This is a genomic window from Bradyrhizobium sp. USDA 241 (assembly GCF_049739505.1).
Lineage (GTDB): Bacteria > Pseudomonadota > Alphaproteobacteria > Rhizobiales > Xanthobacteraceae > Bradyrhizobium > Bradyrhizobium liaoningense.
The window spans coordinates 1,532,183-1,554,050 of record NZ_JBMGPZ010000002.1 but is presented as its reverse complement, the minus strand read 5'-3'; the positions used below and the strand labels follow the sequence as shown (position 1 = coordinate 1,554,050).

Here is a 21,868-nt window from a genome sequence, read left to right as displayed (position 1 = left end):
TCAAGGATTAATTTGCGAAATGGTACAAAAATCGAAGCTGCCAACCGCTGCCGGTCAGCCCAAGCGCCGCGGCCGTCCGCGCGCCTACGAGCCCGATGTCGCGCTCGGCAAGGCGCTTGACCTGTTCCGCAGGCAGGGCTTTGCCGCGACCTCGCTCGACGATCTCAGCGAGGCCACTGGCATGAATCGCCCGAGCCTCTACGGCGCCTTCGGCGACAAGCGCGAGCTCTACATCAAGAGCTACCAGCGCTACCGTGAGGAAGCGCGGGCCTCCATGGCCGCGATCTTTCGCGAGGAAATGCCGCTGCGCCAGCGCCTGGAGCGAATCTTCGCCTCCGCGCTGAACATCTATCTCTCCGGCGAGACCGGCCCGCGCGGCTGCTTCACGGTGGTGACGGCGGCGTCCGAGGCGGTGAGCGATCCCGAGATCCGCGCCATGGTGCTCGACGGACTCACCGAACTCGACAAGGCTTTTGCAAGTTGCTTCCGCCGTGCCAAGGAGAAGGGCGAGTTGCCGGAGAGCGCCGATCCGGCCGTGCTGGCGCAGATCGCATCAGCCACCGTGCACAGCATCGCCGTCCGTTCGCGCGCCCGCGTTCCGCGCAAGGAGCTGGAGGCGATCGTGAAGGGCGCGATCGATATGATGGTCGGCGCGAAAGCGTAGGCTGCCGTCCGGCAAGCGGAGACATCGAGCCTGAAGCGCCAGCGTTCGCGAAATCCCGGCGCTCAATAGCCCCTTGCCCGATCCACCACATTCTCCAGCGCTCCGCCGGCCTCGAACCGTCCGATCTGCTCGGCGACATAGGCCGAGATCGCGTCCGCGTCGGTGTCGGCTGCGTTGTGCGGCGTCAACACCACCTTGGGGTGGGTCCAGAAGCGGCTGTTCGCCGGCTGCGGCTCCTGCACGAAGACATCGAGCGAGGCGGCGCCCAGCGTGCCGTCGTCGAGGCAGGCCAGGATATCGGCTTCGTTCTGAAGGCCGCCGCGGCCGGCATTGATCAGCACGGGCGCGCCGAGCGGGCTGTTGCGGTTGAGCTTCGTGAAGACGTCGCGGTTGAGGATGCCATGCGTATCCGGCGTCAGCGGCAGCAGGCAGACCAGGATGTCGGTCGTGCGCAGGAAGGCATCGATCTGCGCAGTGCCGTGGAAGCACGCGACGCCGTCGATCGTCCGCGGGCTGCGGCTCCAGCCGGCGACGCGGAAGCCGAGCCGCCGCAGCACATTGGCCGCATCGGCCCCCAGCGTGCCCAATCCCATGACGCCGACGGTGATCGCGCTCGCCGGCCATTGATATCTTGGCTCCCAGCGTTTCTCGTGCTGCGATTGCCTGAGGTAAAGCTCCTGGCGGTGGTGCATCAGCACGTGCAGCACGACATATTCGGTCATGCGATTGGTGAGATCTGGCACGGCGACGCGCACCAGCGGCACATCGGGCAGGCTCTTGTCCGCCATCAGCGCGTCGACGCCGGCGCCGAGATTGAAGATCGCGCGGAGATTGGGGAACGCACCGAGATCGCCCGGCACCGGCTTCCACACCGCGGCATAGTGCACCTCCGCCGGATCGAGCCCGGCGTCCGGCAGCAGCACCACGCGACGGTCCCCGCAGACCGCTTCGAACCGGGCCTTCCAGCGCTCCGGCAGCCAGTTCTGCTGCGTGCTGTTGATCAGGACGGCCAGTGTACCCAGGGTCATTCGAAGTGCCTCGTCGGTTCCGTTTGAGAAGGCCCTCCTTGGCACGATCTGCCGGATTTTTCTTGCAAATTTTTTCCGCAGCCGTGTCGGCGCGAGGCATATTGGCGCGTCTTTGAAACAGACGAGGAAAATGTCGCCCATGCTTTACGCCATTCTTTGCTATCACGACGAGGATTTCGTCGGCTCCTGGACCAAGGAGCAGGACGAGGCCGTGATGAAGAAGCTCGCCGTGGTGCAGGAGAAGCTCACCAGGCAGGGCCGGCTCGGACCGGTGGCGCGGCTGTTGCCGACGACCGCGGCGGCGACCCTGCGCAAGGAGGACCCACCTCTGGTGCTCGACGGCCCCTATGCCGAGACCAAGGAGCAGCTGCTCGGCTTCTACATCGTCGATTGCAAGAACCTCGACGACGCCCTCGACGTCGCAAGCGAACTGGGCGCCGCCAATCCGGGCGGTGCCTACGAGGTGCGTCCCGTGGGCGTGTTCAGGCCCGGAGGGAATCTGACGTGAGCGAGGCCGACACCGCCTGGATCGAGACTGCGCTGACCTCGGCGCGACCCCAGGCGGTGGGCGCGCTGCTGCGCTATTTCCGCGATCTCGACACCGCAGAGGAGGCTTTTCAGAACGCCTGCCTGCGCGCGCTCAAGTCATGGCCGCAGAACGGGCCGCCGCGCGATCCCGCGGCCTGGCTGATCATGGTCGGCCGCAACGTCGCGATCGACGAGGTGCGCCGCGCCCGCAAGCAGCAGCCGCTGCCGGAGGACGACCTGGCCATCTCGGATCTCGATGATGCCGAGGGGAAGCTGGCCGAGCGGCTCGACGGCTCGCATTATCGTGACGACATCCTGCGGCTGATGTTCATCTGCTGCCATCCCCAGCTGCCGGCGACGCAGCAGATCGCGCTCGCGTTGCGCATCGTCTCAGGCCTCACCGTGAAGCAGATCGCACGCGCCTTCCTGGTCTCGGAAGCCGCGATGGAGCAGCGCATCACGCGGGCGAAGACAAAGGTCGCCGACGCGGGCGTGCCCTTCGAGGCGCCCGGCGCGGTCGAGCGTTCCGAGCGGCTCGCCGGCGTCGCCGCCATGATCTACCTGATCTTCAACGAAGGCTATTCGGCGAGTGGAGACACCGCGGAGATCAGGAAGCCGCTGTGCGAAGAGGCGATGCGGCTGGCGCGGCTGCTGCTGCGGCTGTTTCCGAGCGAGCCCGAGATCATGGGCCTGACGGCGCTGATCCTGTTGCAGCACGCCCGCAGCGCCGCGCGCTTTGCCGAGGACGGATCGCTGATCCTACTGGACGATCAGGATCGTTCGCTGTGGAACGGCACCATGATCGCGGAAGGCCTCGCGCTGATCGACAAGGCGATGCGTCACCACCGCAGCGGTCCTTATCAGATCCAGGCTGCGATCGCCGCGCTGCATGCGCGCGCAGCGACCCCGGAGGAGACCGACTGGACGCAGATCGACCTGCTCTATGGCGCTCTGGAAGTGGTGCAGCCGTCACCGGTGGTGACGCTCAATCGCGCGGTCGCGGTCTCCAAGGTGCGCGGGCCGCAGGCCGCGCTCGAGCTGATCGAGCCGCTGGCGCCGAAGCTCGCCAACTACTTCCATTTCTACGGCGTCCGCGGCGCCTTCCTGATGCAACTCGGCCGCAACGACGAAGCCCGCGTCGCCTTCGACCGCGCCATCGCGCTCGCCAACACCTCGGCCGAAGCCGCCCACATCCGCATGCATCTCGATCGCCTGATCCGGGACAGCCAGCCGAAGACGGCCAATGGCGGCGCCAGGCAGGGCGCGAAGGCGAAGTAGGCCCGCCTGCTTCCACGTCGTCGTGCCCGGGCTCGTCCCGGGCATCCACGGTCCTTCCCTCCGCGCCAAGAACGTGGATGGCCGGGACAAGCCCGGCCACGTGGGGTGGGCAGTGCGCCAAAGAATTTCTGTCCCATCTGTCGGCGCCGGCCATCCCTCTTCGTCCTTAGCCCGTATCCCGGGGAGCCATTCATGCTGAAAGTCGTTGCCGTCATCGCTATCGTCCTCGCGGCCGGAATTGCGGCCGTGCTCGTCTTCGCCCTGACCAAGCCCGACACGTTCCGCGTCGAGCGCAGTCTCGCCGTGAAAGCTCCGGCCGATGCGATCTATCCGCTGGTCGCTGATTTCCATCGCTGGACCGCCTGGTCGCCCTATGAGGAGCGCGATCCCGCCATGAAGCGCACGTTCGGCGGAACCGCGGCGGGAAAGGGTGCGACCTATGCCTGGGACGGCAACAACAATGTCGTTGCGGGCCACATGGAGATCCTGGAGGCGAACGGGCCCTCCAAGCTCCGCATCAAGCTCGATTTCGAACGGCCGTTCGAAGGGCACAACACTGCCGAATTCACCTTTGTGCCGCAAGGCGATGCCACTCTGGTCACGTGGGCGATGTACGGTCCGGCCCCGTTCCTGTCGAAGGTCATGCAGGTGTTCGTCAACATGGACAACATGATCGGCAAGGATTTCGAGGCAGGTCTCGCCGGCCTGAAGAAGCTCACCGAGAAGCAATAAACCTCACTGCAAGCGAAGAGGAGAGAAACGATGCTTAATCCCTATCTGTTCTATCAGGACACTTGCGAAGCGGCGTTCAACTATTACGCCAAGGTTCTCGGCGGCAAGATCGATGCGATGATGCGGTCATCGGACGCGCCGCCGGACGTGCCGGCCGCTCCCGGCCGTGAGAAGATGATCATGCATGCACGGATGTCGCTGCCCGACGGCAGTGTCCTGATGGCCTCCGACGCGCCGGCAGAGCACTTTCACAAGCCGCAGGGCTTTTCGATCTCGCTCACAGTCAAGGATCCCGCAGACGGCGAGCGCAAGTTCAACGCGCTCGCCGACGGCGGCTCGGTCACCATGCCCTTCAGCAAGACGTTCTGGGCCAAGGGCTTTGGCATGTGCGTCGGACAAGTTCGGCATTCCCTGGATGGTGAACTGCCCGGCGGAGGGGATGTGACGGACGCGACCGCGCCCACGATCCGTTGAGTTGCGATCCCCTCTCTCCAATGCTGCGGGAGAGGGGACACGCATGGATTCCTTACGTTACGCACCGATCGGCCGTTTGTTCTCTCACCGGATTGATCCGGTGACGTTCTCGCTCGGCGGCGACGACTCCACGCAGCGAGGGCAGATCAGGAGCTTGGTGCCGAGCCGCCTGTCGTTCTCCGCCTGTATTTCGTCATGCACCGCCCACCACGCCTGGGAATAGGGCTGCAAGGTGCCGAGCACGCGTTCCCGCTCCTGATTGGGATCCGACGCCGCGGGCTCGGGATTTGCCACGCGCCGCTTCGCGACGTGAGGACGGTTCGGATCCTTGCCAAGACCATCCCACGCGATGGGGCGACGTTCCTGCGCTGGAGCGCCTGCGCAAGCAATCAGCGCTGTGCAAAAACTGAGCAGGATGAAGCTGTATCGAATCATGCCGGGGCCTTTGCTGCGTATGCCACGCGCAATCCGCGTGAAACACTTCGCGTCACGTCAATCTAATGGAACTCAACGCAAAAGGACCAGCCGGCATGGCCGAATACGAATCAGAATTCTATGTCACTTTGCGCGCGGAGTGAGGCCGCTTCGTGAAGCCGACTGCACCGCACAACAATTGGCGCAATATTGGGCTGTGATCTGCACAACAGAATCGCTAACTTTGCTTCATAAAATCTAAAAACTAGGGCGGGGCGACTTGGAAGGGAGCGACCGATGGCGGCGGCGCTACAAATCAACTTTGCTCTTTGGGGAATGGTCATTTGCGTGAGCATGAAGCTCGCGCCGGTGGTCCAGACTTTGTTCTAAAGCATGATCCGGAAAAGTGCGCAGCGTTTTTCCGAAAAGATCATGCTTAAACAACAACCTAAAGCGCGATAACGATTCATCCTGATCGCATCGCGCTTTAGATCGCGAGCTCTCTGACGAAATCGTGCTGCGGCTTTCGACGATGGTCGTCAGTGCCGGTCGCGAGCGATCGCGAGACTATGAACGATGGCTTCGTCATCGACATCGCGGATAGATCGCGGCGAGGTCGCGCCCCTTCAACAGCAGCAGCCGTGAGCTCAGGCCGCCACGGCGGCTGATCCAGTCGCGCACCGGGCCGGGATAGGCGGCAAGCACCGCGACCGATGCTTCCGGCTCGGCATAGAAGCGCCCGCGCCGGTCCACAGAGCGCGCGGCGTGGAAGCCCAGCACCGCGCGCTTGGTGACGCAGATGCGCTCGCCCGGCACGATGCTCAGCACCAGCGTGCAGGCGGACAGGCAGGGGCCGTCGATCACGACGCGTTCGCCGCTCTCGCGCACTTTCTCAAACAGATCGAGGAACGGCCCGACCTGTCCACCCGGCGACTGGATGATGCGGATCTCGGCCGCCGCGGGTGTGACGCCGAGCAGCGCGGATGCAAGCATCAGGGCTTTGAGGCAGGTGATACGTCGCATGAAGCTCTCCACCAACTCGCTCTTGTAGGGTGGGCAAAGCGTAGCGTGCCCACCATTGTCGCCTCATATCTGGAGAAGTGGTGGGCACGGCGCTTGCGCGCCTTTGCCCACCCTACACGGCCTACCCGTTGCGCCGCTGGCCGCGCAGCGTTGGCAGGCCGATACCCGCCGCATCGAAGCCGCCATCAACGGCCAAAATTTGTCCGGTGATATAGCTCGCGCTCGCCGAGCACAGGAAATAGATTGCTTCCGCGAGCTCCTCTTCCAGGCCGTAGCGGTTGAGCGGAATGGCGTCGTGATAGTCGGCGCGGATCTCCTTGGTGTGAACCTGCTTCGCCATCGCGGTGTCGACCGGTCCCGGCGCGACCGCGTTGACACGGATATTGAGGGAGGCGAGCTCGACCGCGAGCTGCTTGGTGAGGTGCGCAAGGCCCGCCTTGCTGGTGCCGTAGGCCGAGCGCAGCGTGGAGGCGCGCACCGCCGAGATCGAGGTGATGTTGACGATAGCGCCGCCATTGCCGTCGCGCATCAGGGGCACCGCCGCCTTGGTGCAGAGGAACGGTCCGGTGAGGTTGACCTCGAGCACGCGGCGCCAGTCAGCGTCGGACGTCTCCATCAGCGGCGCGAACACCGCGATGCCGGCATTGTTGACGAGGGCATCCAACCGGCCGAACCGCCGCTCGATCGTCGTCATTGCAGCGCTGACCGCGACCGCGTCCGAAACGTCGCAGGTCAGCGCCAGCGTCGCCTCGCTCTTGCCGATTTCGGCGACCGCGCGGCCGAGCAGTTCGCCCTCGATGTCGAGCAGCGCCACGCGCCAGCCCTCGGCCAGGAATTTCTTCGCGGTCGCAAGCCCGATGCCGCGTGCGGCTCCTGTGACGAGGGCGACTTTTTGCAGGGCTTGCGGCATTGGCTGATCTGTCCTGTGTCCGGGAGGGGCGCGCGAGCGCCGGCCCCTTTTACTTCGCTTTGGTTCCGGCACGAAAGGCCCGCGCCGTGCCTATCGAGCCCAATTGGGCCCCGAATACCCCTGCCGCAGTCGCGCTTGCGCGCCTCCAAATAATTCCTGTTCCGCTGTCGGCTCGGCAGAAGGTCGTTCGTCTTGGAGGGGAGTGCGGGCCAGCTGTTTCCGCCCGCGGGAAAGACGGAATGACTGAGAGCAGCGAGGAAGTTCCATGCGGTTCATGATGCTGATGATCCCGCTCGGCTACGAGAACGCACCGCCGGACGTTCAACTCGATCCCGAACGTGTCGCGGCGATGATGCGCTACAACGAGGCGCTGAAGGATGCCGGCGTGCTGATCACGCTCGACGGACTGCATCCGCCATCGATGGGGGCGCGCGTCTCCTTTGCGACCGGCACGCCCATGGTCACCGACGGCCCCTTCGCTGAAGCCAAGGAAGTGCTGGGCGGCTACTGGATGATCGAGGTCGCCTCGCGCGAGGAAGCGATCGCCTGGGCGAAGAAGTGCCCGGCTTCGGCCAACGAAATCATCGAGATCCGGCAGGTGCAGGAGGTGGCCGACTATTCGCCTGAAGTGCAGGAGGTCGTGGCCGGGTTTGGCGACCTGAAGAAGTAGACGACAGCCGCGCCCGTTTTCCGATCAACCAACCAAAGGAGATATCCATGAGCGCCGAACACAAATTTCTCGCTGTCTATCTCGGCAGCACGACCGGTACCAAGATGGCGGCCTGGCGCGCCCTGCCGGAGGCCGAACGGAAGGCTAGGGAGCAGGAGGGCATGGCTGCCTGGCACGGCTGGGTCGAGAAGCACAAGTCCGTCATCGTCGAGATCGGCGGCCCGCTGGGCAAGACCCGCAGGATCGACGCGAGCGGCGTCACGGAGGTCAGCAATGCGCTGACCGGCTTCACGGTGGTACGCGCCGCCTCGCAGGAGGAAGCTGCCAAACTGTTCGAGAACCATCCGCATTTTGCGATCTTTCCGGGCGAGGCGATCGAAGTGATGCCCATTCTGCCCATTCCGCAGATGTAGCTTCGGTGCGAGCCCGTTCCGGGCTCGATGCCGACGCATCGGCCCGGCATGGCCGTGGAAGTACGGGGTTAATCCTGCCTCATCGCCGCTAGTGACCTTCACGCCCGGCTCATGTAAAGGTCGTTCACATGAGCTGGCGCAAGGAGCAGGGCCGCGCCGAGCGCGGCTATCACCACGGCAATCTGAAGGAAGCCTTGTTGCAGGCCGCTCTCGGGCTGATCGCCGAGAAGGGTGCGGCCGGCTTCACCTTCGCCGATGCCGCGCGCATGGCCGGCGTCAGCGCCGCGGCGCCCTATCGGCATTTCCGCGACCGCGACGAGCTTCTGTCCTCGATCGCTCAGCGCGGCTTCGAGCAGTTCGAGGCGCGCCTGGGCGCGGCCTGGGACGACGGGCGCCCCGACACGGTCACCGCGTTCGAGCGCGTCGGCAGAGCCTATCTCGCTTTCGCCCGCAAGGAGCCGGCCTTCTACAACGCGATGTTCGAATCGGGCCTGCCGGTCGATGCCAATCCTGCCTTGATGGCAGCGGGCGAACGCGCATTCGGCGTCATCCGTGCCGCCGCCGAGCGTCTCGCGGCGCTGACGCCGCCCGGCACACCCCGTCCGCCGGCGATGATGATGGCGCTGCACATCTGGTCGATGTCGCACGGCGTTGCTTCGCTGTTCTCCCGCGGCGATGCCGCGCGTCGCAAATTGCCGATGTCGCCGGACGAGCTGTTAGAGGCCGAGGTACTGATCTATCTGCGCGGGCTCGGCTTCCCGATCGACCGCCGTCCGGCCTCGAAGGGGGCCGAGCCGCCGCCGGTGCCGCCGGAGGCTTCCTCCGGTTCGGGCGTGCCGCCGGGCGGACCCTGGGGCAAGCCGAAATAAAGTTGCGCAAATAATTCCGCGGGCCTGTCAGGCGCTCGGCTTGACAAAATCGCGGGATGGTTTAGCTATGTAAATGTTATTTACATTCACAACGGCGCAGGTGCCGTGATGGAGATGGGAAATGGCCTACACCGCTGATGTCAATCGATGGCGCGGCCCTTCGGACCAATACCAACAGTACGAGCGTCCCCGCATGCTGGATACGCCCTGGCATCCCGGCTGGATTGCCGTAACCATCCTCGGCTTCATCATCTGGTGGCCGATCGGACTTGCCCTTCTCTTTTTCACACTCGGGAGCAGAAGAATGTCGTGCTGGAACCATCAGGATCGCTGGCAGAACAAGATGGAGCGGATGCAGTACAAGATGGACCGCATGCGCGGCCGCATGGAGCGCAGTGGTTTCGGCTTTGGCTTCGGCCCGCCGTCTTCCGGCAACCGCGCCTTCGACGAATATCGCTCTGAAACGCTGCGGCGTCTTGAGGAGGAGCAGGTCGAGTTCAAGAACTTCCTCGACCGTCTGCGTCACGCCAAGGACAAGGAAGAGTTCGACCAGTTCATGGCGCAGCACAAGACGCGTCCGACCCCGCCGCCCACCGACCAGCAGCAGGGCTGACATCCAAGCCTGACGCCTCTCAAAGCCTTCAGGCGCATGCCCCCAAAGTCCTGATGGCCCCGAGCCGCCCGTTTGCGCAACCCGCAGGCGGGCGGTTTGGCTTTGGCGTGTTCGCGCTACCGGGAGAGCCGGATAGCCGCGCGAGAGGACGCGCATCCCGTGGACACCGCTGGCGCCTTGATCCGGACCGCCTATATTCGCGGTCACAGATGCACGCGGATCGGAGGCGACAATGCCGGAAGCTGCGATAGACGCGAGCGACGACCTCTGGCCGGCGATCCGCCGCGAGGCCCAGCGTGCGGCAGCTGCCGATCCCTTGTTCGGCAAGGCGCTGGCCGGCGCCATCCTCACCCATGACGATTTTGCCGCGGCTCTGGCCGATCTGATCGGGCGGCGGCTTGGCAGCCGCGCCGAACGCGCGCGCTTCACATCCTTTTCCCGCGACGCCTTTCACGACGAGCCGGACCTGATTGAAGCTGCCGGCAGGGACCTCGCGGCCATCGCGCGCCTCGACCCCGCTGTCACCGACCTGCTGCCACCGTTGCTGCACTACAAGGGTTACATCGCGCTGCAAGCCTGGCGCGTCTCGAACTGGCTCTGGCGTCATGACCGTCGCGACGCGGCGCTGTTCAGAACGAGGCGTCGAACATGCTCCAGGTCAGCATTCATCCGGCTGCCAGCATCGGATCCGCTGTCTATCTGGACCACGCCACCGGCATCGTGATCGGCGCCAACGTCGTCATCGGCGACGACGTCACCATTCTCCAGAACGTCAGCATCGGCCGCAGCAGCGAACTGCCGGCGCGCTCGCCGCGCATCGGCCGCGGCGTCTACATCGGCGCGGGCGCGAGCATTCTCGGCGACATCAGCATCGGCGATCTTGCAAAGATCGGCGCCGGCACTGTTGTGACGGGCGACGTGCCCGCCGGCTGCACGGCTGTCGGCAATCCTGCGCGACTGACCAACTGCCCCGAGACGGTCTCGGCCGCCTGACGCGCCCTCGCTTAGAGCATGCATTCCCACGGCTCTCGCACGTCAGGCCGCACGGCAAGTTGTTTCAACCCGGGTTCGCTTTGACGCTTTCTCTGCGCCTGTTGACGTGAATCAAGCCGCGCGCGTCGCGAACGCGATGTAGTTCGCCAGGCACAGGCGAGGAGCACGACGATGGCGAACGCAAGGATACTCGTGGTCTATTATTCCCGGACCGGCACGACGCGCAAAGTTGCTCAATCCCTGTCGGCTGCGCTGTCCTGTGACAGTGAGGAAATCACCGAGGCGGGTAGCCGCAAGGGGATATTCGGTTATCTGCGCTCGGCCGTGGAAGCGCGACGGCAGATCCCATCGCGCATCGCCGCCACCGTCAGGGATCCATCTCTCTACGATCTCGTTGTGATCGGAACCCCGGTCTGGGCCTGGTCGCTGTCTTCGCCCGTCCGTGCCTACTTGCTCGCAAACAGGTCGAAACTCCCTGCGGTGGCGCACGCTTGGCGGGGCCGGCAGCGATCAGGTCTTCGGCCAGATGCGGGAGCTCGTCGGCAGGCAGCCCCTTGATTGTCTTTCCGTCACTGCGCGCGAGGTGGCATCGGCGAACGACGCAGCGCGGCTCGCCACGTTCGTCGAGGCCATACAGCGGGCAGTTGCGAACGGGCGCAGCAGTGCAGCGACGAACGCGGCCTGAGCGGAGTTCGAAACCCGGTTCCGGGACCGCGGGTCTTGTCCTCGATTTCGCCGCCAGATGCCGCCGCCCCCGCGGCTGCCGGGCCAAATCCCTGGCCGGCCTGCCTTTCCGGCAGCCAAATTCGCCGCCGGTAACCGCGCATTAACCAACGCCGGGCTCTGGTAATTGCGGACAGTCGCGCCCAGAGCCGTGTCGAGGCCCATAGTTTTGACATCTTGGCGGGGAATGCAGGCGGCCGGCTTGGACGAGCCCTGCACCCCAGAAAGACAAGGCTTTGAGCGGGCTTGCCGGCCGCGCCGATTCCAGCGCGGCTGTTGGGGAACCGGCCATTTCGTTGGCCAGGACATCAGGTAACGATCGCCTTGAGAGGATACTGCTTATGAATCCGGCCGACGTGGCTCAATCAGCCCTTCCGGTTGCCGCCTCCGCCGACGTGTCGCTGATTGCGCTGTTTTGGCAGGCTCACTGGATCGTGAAAGCGGTGATGCTGGGACTTCTGTCCTGCTCGGTCTGGGTCTGGGCGATCGCCATCGACAAGATCTTTCTTTACGCGCGCACCCGGCGCTCGATGGACCGGTTCGAGCAGGCGTTCTGGTCCGGGGAGTCGATCGAGGAGCTCTATCGCACGCTGTCGGCCAAGCCGACGCACTCCATGGCAGCCTGCTTCGTGGCGGCGATGCGCGAGTGGAAGCGTTCTTTCGAAAGCCATGCCCGCTCGGTCGCCGGCCTGCAGATGCGCATCGACAAGGTGATGAACGTCTCGATCGCGCGCGAGGTCGAACGGCTGGAACGGCGCCTGCTGGTGCTGGCGACCGTCGGCTCCGCCGGCCCCTTCGTCGGCCTGTTCGGCACGGTCTGGGGCATCATGTCGAGCTTCCAGTCGATCGCGGCGTCGAAAAATACCTCTCTGGCGGTTGTTGCCCCCGGTATCGCAGAAGCGCTGTTTGCGACCGCCGTCGGCCTTATCGCCGCCATTCCTGCCACTATTTTCTACAATAAGTTCACGTCCGAGGTGAACCGGCAGGCCCAGCGGCTGGAGGGCTTCGCTGATGAATTTTCCGCCATCCTGTCGCGTCAGATCGACGAGCGGGGCTGACGGACGGCATGTATAGTGTGAAGGGCAATTTGGGCACTCGATCATGGCGATGAACGTTGCGAGCTCATCCGGAGGCGGCGGGCGCCGCGGCCGGCGCAAGCCCGTCGTGGCCGAAATCAACGTCACGCCGATGGTCGACGTGATGCTGGTGCTGCTCATCATCTTCATGGTCTCGGCGCCGATGTTGACGGTCGGCGTGCCGCTCGACCTGCCCCAGACCCAGGCCAAGAGCCTCGAAAACAACGACCAGAAGCCGATCCAGATGTCGGTCGACATCAAGGGCAAGGTGTTCATCAACGATGCCGAGATCGCGCTGAACGAGCTGGTGCCGAAGCTCAAGGCGATCACGGATGCGCGGGGCGGGCTCGAGGAACGCATCTACCTGCGCGCCGACAAGAAGGCCGATTACGGGACGGTGGCCAAGGTCATGGGCCTGCTGTCCGGCGCCGGATTCAAGAAGCTGGCCCTCGTCACCGAAGCGGATCAGGGGTAAGCGGTGAAGGTGAACATCGACAAGACACTCGTTGCGTCGATTGCCCTCCATGTCCTCGTGCTTGGATGGGGCCTCGTCACCTTCAGCAGCAGGGCCTATGTGGCGCCGGAGGAATCCCTTCCGGTCGACATCATCTCCTCCGATCAGCTCGCGAAGATGATGGCGGGGCAGAAGACCGGCAAGAAGGAAGAGCCGAAGCCCAAGGTCGAGAAGATCGCGGAAGCCAAGCCCGAGGAAGACGCCGTCGGCAAGGTCACCGAGAAGAAAGAGCTGATCAAAACCAACTCGACGCCCGAGCCGCCGCCGAAACCCGTCGAGAAGCCGGTCGAGAAGAAGCCCGAGCCGCCGAAGCCCGTGGCAGAGGCGAAGCCGAAGGAAGAGCCTAAGCCGCAGGAAAAGAAGCCTGATCCGGCCAAGGAAGATCCGATCGCCGAGCTCCAGAAGAAGCTCGACACCAAGAAGCCGCCGCCGAAGCCCCTGGAGCAGAAGGTCGCGGCAGTGCAGCCGCAGCAGCAACCGAAACCCAAGGAGCGCACCTTCGATCCCGCGCAGATCCAGCGCGACCTCGACAAGCGTGCGACGACACGGCACGAACTGACTGGATCAGCGCTGAATGCGTCGGCGTCGCTGGGAGCGGCGACCGGCACCGCCGTCGCCAACGTCGCGACCTGGCGCGGTGCTTTCCAGGGCGCGGTCAAGCGCTGCTTCACGCCGACCTATAACGGGCAGGATGCCGATCAGTACGAAGCCGACATCGACATCCCCATGAAGATCGACGGATCGCTGGCATCGGAGCCGATCGTGGTCGCGGTGCGCGGACCGTCGCGGTCGATCGCCCAGGCGGTGGCCGAGAGCGCCAAGCGCGCCATCGTGCAGTGCCAAGTCTATTCGTTCATGCCGAAGCAGCAATACGAGAGCTGGAAGCTCATTCCGATGACTTTCGGTCTGAAAGATATGTTGTGACATCCGAACCAAAGAATTTTGCGATGAATGACGCCCGATCGATGAACCGCCGCCGCTTCATGACCCTGACCGGGTCGACGCTCGCGATGCTCGGCGGCGGACACGCCTTCGCTCAGGGGCGACTGCGCATCGATCCCACCGAGTTTCAGCCGGTCCCGATCGCGATCACCAATTTTGTGCCGGGTTCGCCCTCCGACGGCGACGTCGGCAACGGTGTCACCCAGGTCATCACCAACAATCTGAAGCGCTCGGGCCTGTTCGCGCCGATCGACCAAGCCGCCTTCATCGAGCGCATCAGCAACATCGACGTTGCGCCGCAATTCCAGAACTGGAAGACCATCAACGCCCAGGCCCTCGTCACCGGCCGCATGACGCGGCAGCCGGACGGCCGGCTCAAGGCCGAATTCCGCCTGTGGGACGTGGTCTCCGGCCAGCAGCTTGCCGGCCAGCAATATTTCACCTCGCCCGAATATTGGCGCCGCATCGCCCACATCATCTCCGACCAGATCTACGAGCGGATGACCGGCGAGAAAGGCTATTTCGACAGCCGCGTGGTGTTCGTGGACGAGACCGGGCCGAAGGAACGGCGCGTCAAGCGGCTCGCGATCATGGATCAGGACGGCGCCAATGTGCGCTATCTGACCCGCGGCTCCGACCTCGTGCTGACGCCGCGCTTCTCGCCGAACTCGCAAGAGATCACCTACATGGAGTTCGGCCAGGGCGATCCGAAGGTCTATCTCTACAACATCGAGACCGGCCAGCGCGAGATCGTCGGCAACTTCCCCGGCATGACCTTCGCGCCGCGCTTCTCGCCGGACGGCCAGCGCGTCATCATGAGCCTGCAGCAGGGCGGCAATTCCAACCTGTTCGTGATGGATCTGCGCTCGCGTTCGACCACGCGCCTCACAGATACGCCGGCCATCGACACCTCACCGTCCTACTCGCCCGACGGCACCCGCATCTGCTTCGAATCCGATCGCGGCGGCCGCTCGCAGATCTATGTGATGGCGGCGGGCGGCGGACCGGCGCAGCGTATCTCCTTCTCCAAGGACGATACCAACGCAACCTATTCGACCCCGGTGTGGTCGCCGCGCGGCGACTACATCGCTTTCACCCGGCAGGGCGGCGGGCAGTTCTCGATCGGCGTCATGAAGCCGGACGGCAGCGGCGAGCGGCTGCTCACCTCCGGCTTCCACAACGAGGGCCCGACCTTCTCGCCGAACGGCCGCGTGCTGATGTTCTTCCGCGATCCCGGCGGCAATGGCGGGCCGTCGCTGTATTCGGTCGACATCTCCGGCCGCAACGAGCTGAAGGTGCCGACCCCGGGCTTTGCCTCGGACCCCGCATGGTCGCCGCTGCTGTCCTCGACGTCGGGCTGACGGGAGTGCAGCTAAAACATCGCGTGTTCAGACGCGCGATGTTTTCGAAAAAACGCGCCGATTTTTTCGAGTTCGCAGCGCACGGCAAGACTTCCTTCACCTTGTGCCCGGCAAGGCTTGCCTAGCTGCTTGATATCTAAACGGAAATCGGTTCGCTATTGCCGAAAAACAACTCGACTTTAACGATGTTCCCTCAGAAAGGCTTCATCTCAGTTGGGTTAGAACTACGCGCCCAACCAGGACGCGCGTACACACCAACATGCAGTTCGCTAGCCAGAGCGGAGAGCAGGAGGAGCAGGCCTCGCCGACGATTTCGGCGGCGCTGACCGATTCGCTGTTCGAGGCGCCCGGCACGGTGCTTACCGGCATAGTGTTCTCGGCGTTCTCGGCCTCCTTGACGGCGCTCAAGACGGGACAGACGCTGCTTTGGCTATTTGTCCCGCTGCTCATTCTTGCGGGAGCCATACGCGCCTTCGATTTGAGCCGGTACCAGGCCAGAAAATCGGTTCTGAGCGCAGAACAAGCGGCGCGTTGGCAGCAGCGCTACCAGATCGGAGCGCTCATCCAGGCCGCGGCCATCGGTCTATGGTGTTCCACGACCCTGCTGAGCAATGAGGACGCCATCGCTCACATGATTGCCCTCTCGGTCACCACCGGAATCGTGGCGGGAGGAGCGGGGAGAGCTTACGGACGGCAGTGGATATTTCGTCTGCAAGCCACCTTGATATTCGGCCCGGCCGTGATCGCGCTGGCGCTGCACGCCACACCTTACTACATGGCGATGTCGGTCGTGTGCGCCGCGTTCCTCTTCTCGGTCATGCGGCTCTCCGCCAACCTGCACAGGATATTCTTGCGCGCCGTTGTCGCGCGCGAGCGCGAGGCCGCGCTCGCCGGCCAGTTCGACACGGCCCTCAACAACATGCCGCACGGGCTCTGCATGTTTCGCATCGACGGCCAGCTCGCGCTGATGAACCACCGCTTTGGCGCGATGATGAATCTGCCCGACAATCTCACCCAGACCAGCACGACTGCGCGCGACATCATCGCCGCATGCGTCGAAGCGGGATCGATTTCGGCGGCCAGCGGCGAGGCGATCATCTCCGACATCGAAACCGCGCAGGCGAACGAAATCATCACCGCCGACCCCGATTCGCACAGGAATCGTTCGCTGTCATGGACCGTCCAGCCGATGGCTGATGGCGGTGCGGTTTTGCTGCTCGAGGACATCACGGAGCGCCGCAACGCCGAGGCCAGGATCAGCCATCTGGCCCGCTATGACGATCTCACGGCGCTGCCGAACCGTGTCAATTTTCGGGACGAGATCGAGCGTTTGCTCGCAGTCGCGCGCCATTCGGAGCGTCTGTCGGCTCTGCTCTTCGTCGATCTTGACCAGTTCAAGCAAGTCAACGATACGCTGGGTCATCCCTGCGGCGATCAGCTTCTGTGTGCGGTCGCCAATCGCCTGCGCGAGATGCTGCGCCCCGAGGATTTCGTCGCCCGCTTCGGCGGCGACGAGTTCGTCGTCTTCCAGCAGAACATCTCTTCGCCGGAGGACGCGGCGGCGCTTGCCCGCCGTATCGTCGAACGGCTGAGCGAGCGCTACCGTATCGAAAATCATCTGGTCGAGATCGGCGCCAGCGTCGGCATCGCGCTGACCATCCCGGGCGAAATCAGCGCCGATACGCTGCTCAAGAATGCCGACATGGCATTGTACCGAGCCAAGGCCGACGGCCGCGGCACCTTCTGCTTCTTCCGCGACGAGATGGCGGCGACCGTCGAGGCCCGTCGCATCCTCGAGCTCGACTTGCGCAAGGCGCTCTCCAACGAGGAGTTCGAGCTGTTCTACCAGCCATTGGTCAATCTGAAGTCCGGCAAGATCACCACCTGCGAGGCGCTGCTGCGCTGGAATCATCCGGTGCGCGGCACGGTCTCGCCGGTCGACATCATCCCGGTCGCCGAGGACATGGGCCTGATCGTCGATCTCGGGCGCTGGATCCTGCGCCGCGCCTGCATGGAATGCATGAAGTGGCCGGACGGCGTCAGCGTTGCCGTCAATTTCTCGCCGCAGCAATTCCATCAGCGCGACGTCCTGAGCGAAATCCGCTACGCGCTCGAAGTGTCGGGCCTGCCGGCACATCGACTGGAAATCGAGATCACCGAGTCCTCGCTGCTGCGCAATACCCAGCTCACCCACGACATCCTGTCGCAACTGCGCGCGCTCGGCGTGCGCATCTCGCTCGATGATTTCGGCACCGGTTATTCCAGCCTCAGCTACCTGCACAATTTCCCGATGCAGAAAGTGAAGATCGACCGCTCCTTCCTCGAAGGCATCGATACCGACCGGCCGCTGACGCTGCTGCGCGGCGTCGCGCGGCTGTCCGCCGACCTCGGTATGGCCGTCGTGGTCGAAGGGATCGAGACCAACGAACAGCTCGAGTTGATTAGCGCCGACGGCACCGTGACCGAAGGGCAGGGTTACCTGTTCAGCCGGCCGGTTCCGGCGGTGCGCGTCCGTCAATTGCTCAATGCCTCGCATGGCCGTCGTATGCCTGACGACCAGCTCGCCATCGCGTCGTCGCGATCGGCCTGATCCTTCGTCGCGGCTCCTTCATTGCAATCGGCTCCCGCGAGCACCGTAATATTGCGGACCCCAAAAGGTTAACCCTAACAGTTCTAATGCTTTGCAATTTCGTTAAGGAACCATTAATCTGCTACTACTCGCGGAAGTTGCTTGAGTTTAGAGGTAGCAGATGAAGTCCGGAGCCGAACCGAGCGCGGCGCTCCTTCCACGCGGCGCCGCGTTGTTTGACCGTATCGATTACCGACTCATCGAAACTCCCGAGGACAAGGACAACCTGTACTTGATGCGCTACCGCGCCTATCTGCAGGCCGGACTGATCCCTCCGTCAGAGTCGCAGCGGGTGACGGACCGTTTCGACGACGCGCCCAACGTCTGGAATTTCGGCGTCTATGTCGACGACGAGCTCTGCAGTTCCGTTCGCATCCACGTTCTGACGGCCGAATGCCGGATGTCCTACACCACGGAGGTGTTCGGCGACGTCCTGCATCCTCGGCTGGACCGGGGCGAGGTCTTTGTCGATCCGTGTCGATTTGTTGCCGATCCCGAAATGCAACAGCGGTTCCCCGAACTGCCTTATCTGACGGTCCGGCTTCCCTTCGTTGCCTGCGAGCATTTCAATGCCGATGTCGGGCTCTCGATGGTACGGACCGATCATCAGGCGTTCTACCGCCGCGTGTTCCTGTCCGAGACTCTCACCGAGCCGCGCTCATTTCCCGGCTGGCCGACGAAGAAGGCCGTGCTGATGGCCTCGGACTATCCCAAGGTCCGGGAAAAGATTCTGACGCGTTTCCCGATCATGCGCTCCAGCGCGTTTGAGCGGCGCATGCTGTTCACACGCAGCATCCCGCGCCAGGCTGCCACGCGACCGGCGCTGCTGACCACGCCGCGGAACCGGGATGTGGCGGCGCCGGCGGTCGGTTCGGCCTACTAGGGCGTTCCCCTCTCGATTCAGCTCAAAATTCCTGCAGAAGCCGGCGCTTTTGCCGGCCGGCGCGGCTTGCCTTCACCCTCGCGCCACATTTACAACTCATTAACCATGACGGTTGCTTTTCGCTGATTGGGGGCATTTGAGCGGCTGAGGCAAGGTTCCGTCAAGGTTGACGGAACGTTCGCTTAACCAACCCCCTGTAGACCGGACAGCAGTGGACTAACGTGAGCGTGGAGGCTCCGGAATGAAACATCCTATGCGTATCCTCCAGGGATTGAAGCTGGCCGCGGTGCTTGCCGTCGCGCTGTCGATGGGCGCCTGCGCCAACAAGAATGCCGCGACGGATGCGATGGCCAATGCGGCGACGCCCGGCAGCCAGCAGGATTTCGTCGTCAACGTGGGTGATCGCGTGTTCTTCGAAAGCGACCAGACCGATCTGACCCCGCAGGCGATCGTGACCCTGGAGAAGCAGGCGCAGTGGCTCCAGACCTATCCGCGCTACAGCTTCACCATCGAAGGTCATGCCGACGAGCGCGGCACCCGCGAATACAACATCGCGCTCGGCGCCCGCCGCGCCCAGTCGGTGCGCTCGTTCCTCGCCTCGCGCGGCATCGATCCGAACCGCATGCGCACGATCTCCTACGGCAAGGAACGGCCGGTCGCCGTCTGTAACGACATCTCCTGCTGGTCGCAGAACCGGCGCGCCGTCACCGTCTTGAACGCGAGCTCCTGACGCTTCAGTCAGCCGCCGTTCAGCTTCGGAAATGGACTATGCCGGCGCCCTCTCGGGCGCCGGTTTCGTTTCAGCATTCTGTGACAGAAACCGCTTTGTAGCAGTCACATTTTTGGCGTACTCCACTTCAATGTGGGGCGCGTCGAATGTTCCGTCGCAGGCCATTTCGCTTTTGTCGTCAGGGCAAGATGTCATCCAGAATTAAGGTCTTTACCGGCACCGTGGCGACCGCCGCGCTGCTCTCTTTGTGCTCGCCCGCACTTGCGCAACCGGTCTTCGCGCAGTCGGATGATGCCGACCCCGAGATGCGGATCGAGCGGCTGGAGAACCAGCTGCGCCAGCTCACCGGCCAGAACGAAGAGCTGCAATATCGCAATCGCCAGCTCGAGGAGCGGCTGCGTGCGCTCGAAGGCGGTGCGCAAGCCACGCCCGGCCAGGCACCGAACGTTGCGGCGATGCCGCCCGCCCAGGTAGCACCAACCCAGGTCACGCCGGGCTATCGCCAGCAGCAGCCGGCCGCGCAGCCGAACTACGAGCAGCCGCAGATCGCCGCCCCTGCGCCGATCATTCAGGAGCAGCCGGCGCCCGGCGCACCCGGCACGCGCCGCCGCGGCGATGCGTTCGATCCGAACCAGAACCCGAACGCGCCGGGCGCGCCGCGCGCACTCGGCGGCGGGCAGCAGCCGATGCCGGCGGGAGCCGGCGCCGGCGGCCGCAACCCGGGCGAGCCGCTTGATCTCGCCAACACCAGCCCCCGCTACCAGCAAGGCGTGCCGCCAGCCGCACAGCCCGGCTACCCGCCGGCCCAATCCGGCTATCCCGCGCCGGCCGCCGGCGGCGCTGGCCTGACCACCCTGCCGCCCTCGGCGACGCCGCGCGACGAGTTCGACCTCGGCATCGGCTACATGCAGCGCAAGGACTATGCGCTTGCCGAGCAGACCATGAAGAATTTTGCGCAGAAATTTCCGAGCGACCCGCTGGTCGGGGACGCGCAGTACTGGCTCGGCGAGAGCTACTTCCAGCGCCAGCAATATCGCGACTCCGCGGAAGCCTTCCTCGCCGTCACCACCAAATACGAGAAATCGGCCAAGGCGCCGGATGCGCTGCTGCGGCTCGGGCAGTCGCTCGCCGCGCTGAAGGAGAAGGAGGCCGCCTGCGCCGCCTTCGGCGAGGTCGGCCGCAAATATCCGCGCGCCTCCGCCGGCGTCAAAGCGGCGGTCGATCGCGAGCAGAAGCGGGTGAAGTGCTGAGGCCCGGCGTTTCTGTCCTGACAATGCGGGTGGTGCTGCGCTAAACATCGCGATCATCCGCTGATGATGCTGGGCCGGGTCATGTCAGACGACGATTCTCCGATCTCGGCGCGCGAGGCGAAGCGGCTCTTCGCCGGCCTGAGAGCTGCGCCGGCGCTGGTGCTCGCGGTCTCGGGCGGGCCCGACTCGGTCGCGCTGATGTGGCTTGCGGCGCGCTGGCGGCGCAGCCTCGCGCGTGGTCCGCTTCTCACCGTCGTCACGATCGATCACGGCTTGCGGCGAGAGGCGGCGCGCGAGGCGCGCGAGGTCAAGCGGCTCGCCGCCGGGCTCGGGCTGCCGCACCGGACCCTGCGCTGGCGCGGCACAAAGCCGAAGGCGGGGGTGCCTGCGGCAGCGCGCGAGGCCCGTTACCGTCTGCTCGCCGACGCCGCGCGTGCCGCGGGCGCGAGCCATGTGCTGACGGCCCACACCCGCGACGACCAGGCCGAGACGCTGTTGATGCGCCTCTTCCGCGGCAGCGGACTTGCCGGGCTGTCGGCCATGGCTCCCCTCAGCGAGCGCGACGGAATCGTGCTGGCGCGTCCGCTGCTCGATGTTCCGAAGTCGCAGCTGATCGCGACCTTGAGGCGGGCGAAGGTCGACTTTGCCGAGGACCCCACCAACCGGGACGCCGCCTTCACCCGGCCGCGGCTGCGCGCGCTGCTGCCGCTGCTCGCGGCCGAGGGCGGCGATGCGCGCAACCTGGCGCGGCTCGCGGCAAGGCTGGCGCGGGCCAATGCGGCGGTCGAGGTGCTGGCCGACGGCGCCGAGCGCTTCCTCCGTTTGCGGGATCGCGGCGTTGCGCCGCAGGCGGGGGTCCGAAGCTTCGAGGCCTCGGCCTTTGCCGCCCTGCCGGAGGAGGTCCGGGTGCGGCTCCTGCTGCGGGCGATCAACGCGCTCGGACATGAAGGGCCGGCGGAACTCGGCAAGGTCGAAACCCTGATGTCCGCACTGGACCAGGCGGTGACCGCAAGTCTCCGCGCCCGCCCGACCGGCCGGCCGGTCCTGAAGCAGACCCTCGCGGGAGCCTTGATCAGCCTTGCTGGCGGGCGTATCCACATTGCGCCGGCACCGGCCCGGCGGCGCACCGGGAGATGAGCACGAATGAGGGC

22 protein-coding genes and 2 pseudogenes are annotated in these 21,868 nt (G+C 64.7%); 20 read left to right on the top strand and 4 right to left on the bottom strand.

What is annotated here, in order from left to right; genetic code table 11:
- Positions 1-19: 19 nt before the first annotated feature.
- Positions 20-664 (top strand): TetR/AcrR family transcriptional regulator, encoded by a 645-nt coding sequence (locus tag ABIF91_RS08650; RefSeq protein WP_035674277.1) that lies wholly within the window; start codon positions 20-22, stop codon positions 662-664.
- A 62-nt stretch (positions 665-726) separates the two neighbouring features.
- Here the strand turns inward: ABIF91_RS08650 and ABIF91_RS08645 are convergent, their stop codons facing one another.
- Positions 727-1,692: a 2-hydroxyacid dehydrogenase gene (locus ABIF91_RS08645; RefSeq protein ID WP_028179002.1), complete on the bottom strand. Its 966-nt coding sequence runs from the start codon at positions 1,690-1,692 to the stop codon at positions 727-729.
- Between the two features lie 139 nt (positions 1,693-1,831).
- Between ABIF91_RS08645 and ABIF91_RS08640 the strand changes: the two genes are divergently transcribed.
- The 4 genes and pseudogenes from ABIF91_RS08640 to ABIF91_RS08625 all read left to right on the top strand — a co-directional run bounded on the left by ABIF91_RS08640 (position 1,832) and on the right by ABIF91_RS08625 (position 4,675).
- Positions 1,832-2,200, top strand: coding sequence for a YciI family protein (locus ABIF91_RS08640; protein ID WP_028179003.1), 369 nt, complete (start codon positions 1,832-1,834; stop codon positions 2,198-2,200).
- Positions 2,197-3,498, top strand: coding sequence for an RNA polymerase sigma factor (locus tag ABIF91_RS08635; RefSeq protein WP_028179004.1), 1,302 nt, complete (start codon positions 2,197-2,199; stop codon positions 3,496-3,498). The genes ABIF91_RS08640 and ABIF91_RS08635 overlap by 4 nt, the downstream gene beginning before the upstream one ends.
- A gap of 192 nt (positions 3,499-3,690) precedes the next feature.
- The gene (locus ABIF91_RS08630; RefSeq protein WP_028179005.1) at positions 3,691-4,230 is read left to right on the top strand and encodes an SRPBCC family protein; all 540 of its coding nucleotides are present in this window, start codon (positions 3,691-3,693) and stop codon (positions 4,228-4,230) included.
- Between the two features lie 30 nt (positions 4,231-4,260).
- A pseudogene (locus ABIF91_RS08625) lies at positions 4,261-4,675 on the top strand (VOC family protein).
- 113 nt (positions 4,676-4,788) lie between these two features.
- On the opposite strand, the gene ABIF91_RS08620 reads toward ABIF91_RS08625, so the two are convergent.
- The 3 genes from ABIF91_RS08620 to ABIF91_RS08610 all read right to left on the bottom strand — a co-directional run bounded on the left by ABIF91_RS08620 (position 4,789) and on the right by ABIF91_RS08610 (position 7,051).
- On the bottom strand, positions 4,789-5,139 hold the full coding sequence (locus ABIF91_RS08620) for a hypothetical protein (protein ID WP_028179007.1): 351 nt from the start codon (positions 5,137-5,139) through the stop codon (positions 4,789-4,791).
- A 564-nt stretch (positions 5,140-5,703) separates the two neighbouring features.
- Complete coding sequence (locus ABIF91_RS08615; protein ID WP_028180149.1) at positions 5,704-6,141, bottom strand: hypothetical protein; 438 nt, start codon at positions 6,139-6,141, stop codon at positions 5,704-5,706.
- A gap of 121 nt (positions 6,142-6,262) precedes the next feature.
- Positions 6,263-7,051, bottom strand: a complete 789-nt coding sequence (locus ABIF91_RS08610; RefSeq protein WP_028180150.1) for an SDR family NAD(P)-dependent oxidoreductase — start codon at positions 7,049-7,051, stop codon at positions 6,263-6,265.
- 265 nt (positions 7,052-7,316) lie between these two features.
- On the opposite strand from ABIF91_RS08610, the gene ABIF91_RS08605 reads away from it, so the two are divergent.
- From ABIF91_RS08605 to tilS, 15 genes and pseudogenes are all read left to right on the top strand, one after another.
- Entirely contained in the window at positions 7,317-7,721 is a 405-nt protein-coding gene (locus tag ABIF91_RS08605; protein ID WP_028180151.1) for a YciI family protein, read from the top strand.
- Between the two features lie 47 nt (positions 7,722-7,768).
- Complete coding sequence (locus tag ABIF91_RS08600) at positions 7,769-8,134, top strand: YciI family protein (protein ID WP_028180152.1); 366 nt, start codon at positions 7,769-7,771, stop codon at positions 8,132-8,134.
- Between the two features lie 128 nt (positions 8,135-8,262).
- Complete coding sequence (locus tag ABIF91_RS08595; protein ID WP_424579051.1) at positions 8,263-9,003, top strand: TetR/AcrR family transcriptional regulator; 741 nt, start codon at positions 8,263-8,265, stop codon at positions 9,001-9,003.
- A 121-nt stretch (positions 9,004-9,124) separates the two neighbouring features.
- Positions 9,125-9,616 carry a DUF2852 domain-containing protein gene (locus ABIF91_RS08590; protein ID WP_028180154.1) on the top strand — a complete coding sequence of 164 codons (492 nt, stop codon included), beginning with the start codon at positions 9,125-9,127 and terminating at the stop codon, positions 9,614-9,616.
- Between the two features lie 232 nt (positions 9,617-9,848).
- Positions 9,849-10,609, top strand: a pseudogene (locus ABIF91_RS08585) (serine O-acetyltransferase).
- Between the two features lie 171 nt (positions 10,610-10,780).
- Entirely contained in the window at positions 10,781-11,167 is a 387-nt protein-coding gene (locus tag ABIF91_RS08580; RefSeq protein ID WP_080659952.1) for a flavodoxin family protein, read from the top strand.
- Positions 11,168-11,673: 506 nt separating this feature from the next.
- Positions 11,674-12,390, top strand: coding sequence for a protein TolQ (gene tolQ, locus ABIF91_RS08575; protein ID WP_028180156.1), 717 nt, complete (start codon positions 11,674-11,676; stop codon positions 12,388-12,390).
- A 43-nt stretch (positions 12,391-12,433) separates the two neighbouring features.
- On the top strand, positions 12,434-12,883 hold the full coding sequence (tolR, locus tag ABIF91_RS08570) for a protein TolR (RefSeq protein WP_027573098.1): 450 nt from the start codon (positions 12,434-12,436) through the stop codon (positions 12,881-12,883).
- A gap of 3 nt (positions 12,884-12,886) precedes the next feature.
- A complete protein-coding gene (locus ABIF91_RS08565) occupies positions 12,887-13,846 on the top strand; it encodes a hypothetical protein (RefSeq protein WP_028180157.1) in 960 nt (319 codons plus the stop codon).
- A 23-nt stretch (positions 13,847-13,869) separates the two neighbouring features.
- A complete protein-coding gene (tolB, locus tag ABIF91_RS08560; RefSeq protein ID WP_028180158.1) occupies positions 13,870-15,225 on the top strand; it encodes a Tol-Pal system beta propeller repeat protein TolB in 1,356 nt (451 codons plus the stop codon).
- A gap of 259 nt (positions 15,226-15,484) precedes the next feature.
- The gene (locus ABIF91_RS08555) at positions 15,485-17,815 is read left to right on the top strand and encodes a putative bifunctional diguanylate cyclase/phosphodiesterase (protein ID WP_028180159.1); all 2,331 of its coding nucleotides are present in this window, start codon (positions 15,485-15,487) and stop codon (positions 17,813-17,815) included.
- Between the two features lie 160 nt (positions 17,816-17,975).
- Positions 17,976-18,737, top strand: a complete 762-nt coding sequence (locus ABIF91_RS08550; protein ID WP_028180160.1) for an N-acyl amino acid synthase FeeM domain-containing protein — start codon at positions 17,976-17,978, stop codon at positions 18,735-18,737.
- A gap of 241 nt (positions 18,738-18,978) precedes the next feature.
- Positions 18,979-19,467 (top strand): peptidoglycan-associated lipoprotein Pal, encoded by a 489-nt coding sequence (gene pal / locus ABIF91_RS08545; protein ID WP_018641585.1) that lies wholly within the window; start codon positions 18,979-18,981, stop codon positions 19,465-19,467.
- 188 nt (positions 19,468-19,655) lie between these two features.
- Positions 19,656-20,717: a tol-pal system protein YbgF gene (gene ybgF, locus ABIF91_RS08540; protein WP_028180161.1), complete on the top strand. Its 1,062-nt coding sequence runs from the start codon at positions 19,656-19,658 to the stop codon at positions 20,715-20,717.
- Between the two features lie 81 nt (positions 20,718-20,798).
- Entirely contained in the window at positions 20,799-21,854 is a 1,056-nt protein-coding gene (tilS, locus tag ABIF91_RS08535; protein WP_028180162.1) for a tRNA lysidine(34) synthetase TilS, read from the top strand.
- The last annotated feature ends 14 nt before the right edge of the window (positions 21,855-21,868 follow it).

Coding starts and splice junctions, on each gene's coding strand:
- ABIF91_RS08590 (WP_028180154.1), top strand. CDS start 9,125: ATGGCCTACACCGCTGATGTCAATCGATGGCGCGGCCCTTCGGACCAA.
- ABIF91_RS08640 (WP_028179003.1), top strand. CDS start 1,832: ATGCTTTACGCCATTCTTTGCTATCACGACGAGGATTTCGTCGGCTCC.
- ABIF91_RS08630 (WP_028179005.1), top strand. CDS start 3,691: ATGCTGAAAGTCGTTGCCGTCATCGCTATCGTCCTCGCGGCCGGAATT.
- tolR (WP_027573098.1), top strand. CDS start 12,434: ATGGCGATGAACGTTGCGAGCTCATCCGGAGGCGGCGGGCGCCGCGGC.
- tolQ (WP_028180156.1), top strand. CDS start 11,674: ATGAATCCGGCCGACGTGGCTCAATCAGCCCTTCCGGTTGCCGCCTCC.
- ABIF91_RS08650 (WP_035674277.1), top strand. CDS start 20: ATGGTACAAAAATCGAAGCTGCCAACCGCTGCCGGTCAGCCCAAGCGC.
- ABIF91_RS08550 (WP_028180160.1), top strand. CDS start 17,976: ATGAAGTCCGGAGCCGAACCGAGCGCGGCGCTCCTTCCACGCGGCGCC.
- ABIF91_RS08645 (WP_028179002.1), bottom strand. CDS start 1,692: ATGACCCTGGGTACACTGGCCGTCCTGATCAACAGCACGCAGCAGAAC.
- pal (WP_018641585.1), top strand. CDS start 18,979: ATGAAACATCCTATGCGTATCCTCCAGGGATTGAAGCTGGCCGCGGTG.
- ABIF91_RS08615 (WP_028180149.1), bottom strand. CDS start 6,141: ATGCGACGTATCACCTGCCTCAAAGCCCTGATGCTTGCATCCGCGCTG.
- tolB (WP_028180158.1), top strand. CDS start 13,870: ATGAATGACGCCCGATCGATGAACCGCCGCCGCTTCATGACCCTGACC.
- ABIF91_RS08610 (WP_028180150.1), bottom strand. CDS start 7,051: ATGCCGCAAGCCCTGCAAAAAGTCGCCCTCGTCACAGGAGCCGCACGC.
- ybgF (WP_028180161.1), top strand. CDS start 19,656: ATGTCATCCAGAATTAAGGTCTTTACCGGCACCGTGGCGACCGCCGCG.
- ABIF91_RS08595 (WP_424579051.1), top strand. CDS start 8,263: ATGAGCTGGCGCAAGGAGCAGGGCCGCGCCGAGCGCGGCTATCACCAC.
- ABIF91_RS08600 (WP_028180152.1), top strand. CDS start 7,769: ATGAGCGCCGAACACAAATTTCTCGCTGTCTATCTCGGCAGCACGACC.
- tilS (WP_028180162.1), top strand. CDS start 20,799: ATGTCAGACGACGATTCTCCGATCTCGGCGCGCGAGGCGAAGCGGCTC.
- ABIF91_RS08555 (WP_028180159.1), top strand. CDS start 15,485: ATGCAGTTCGCTAGCCAGAGCGGAGAGCAGGAGGAGCAGGCCTCGCCG.
- ABIF91_RS08605 (WP_028180151.1), top strand. CDS start 7,317: ATGCGGTTCATGATGCTGATGATCCCGCTCGGCTACGAGAACGCACCG.
- ABIF91_RS08580 (WP_080659952.1), top strand. CDS start 10,781: ATGGCGAACGCAAGGATACTCGTGGTCTATTATTCCCGGACCGGCACG.
- ABIF91_RS08620 (WP_028179007.1), bottom strand. CDS start 5,139: ATGATTCGATACAGCTTCATCCTGCTCAGTTTTTGCACAGCGCTGATT.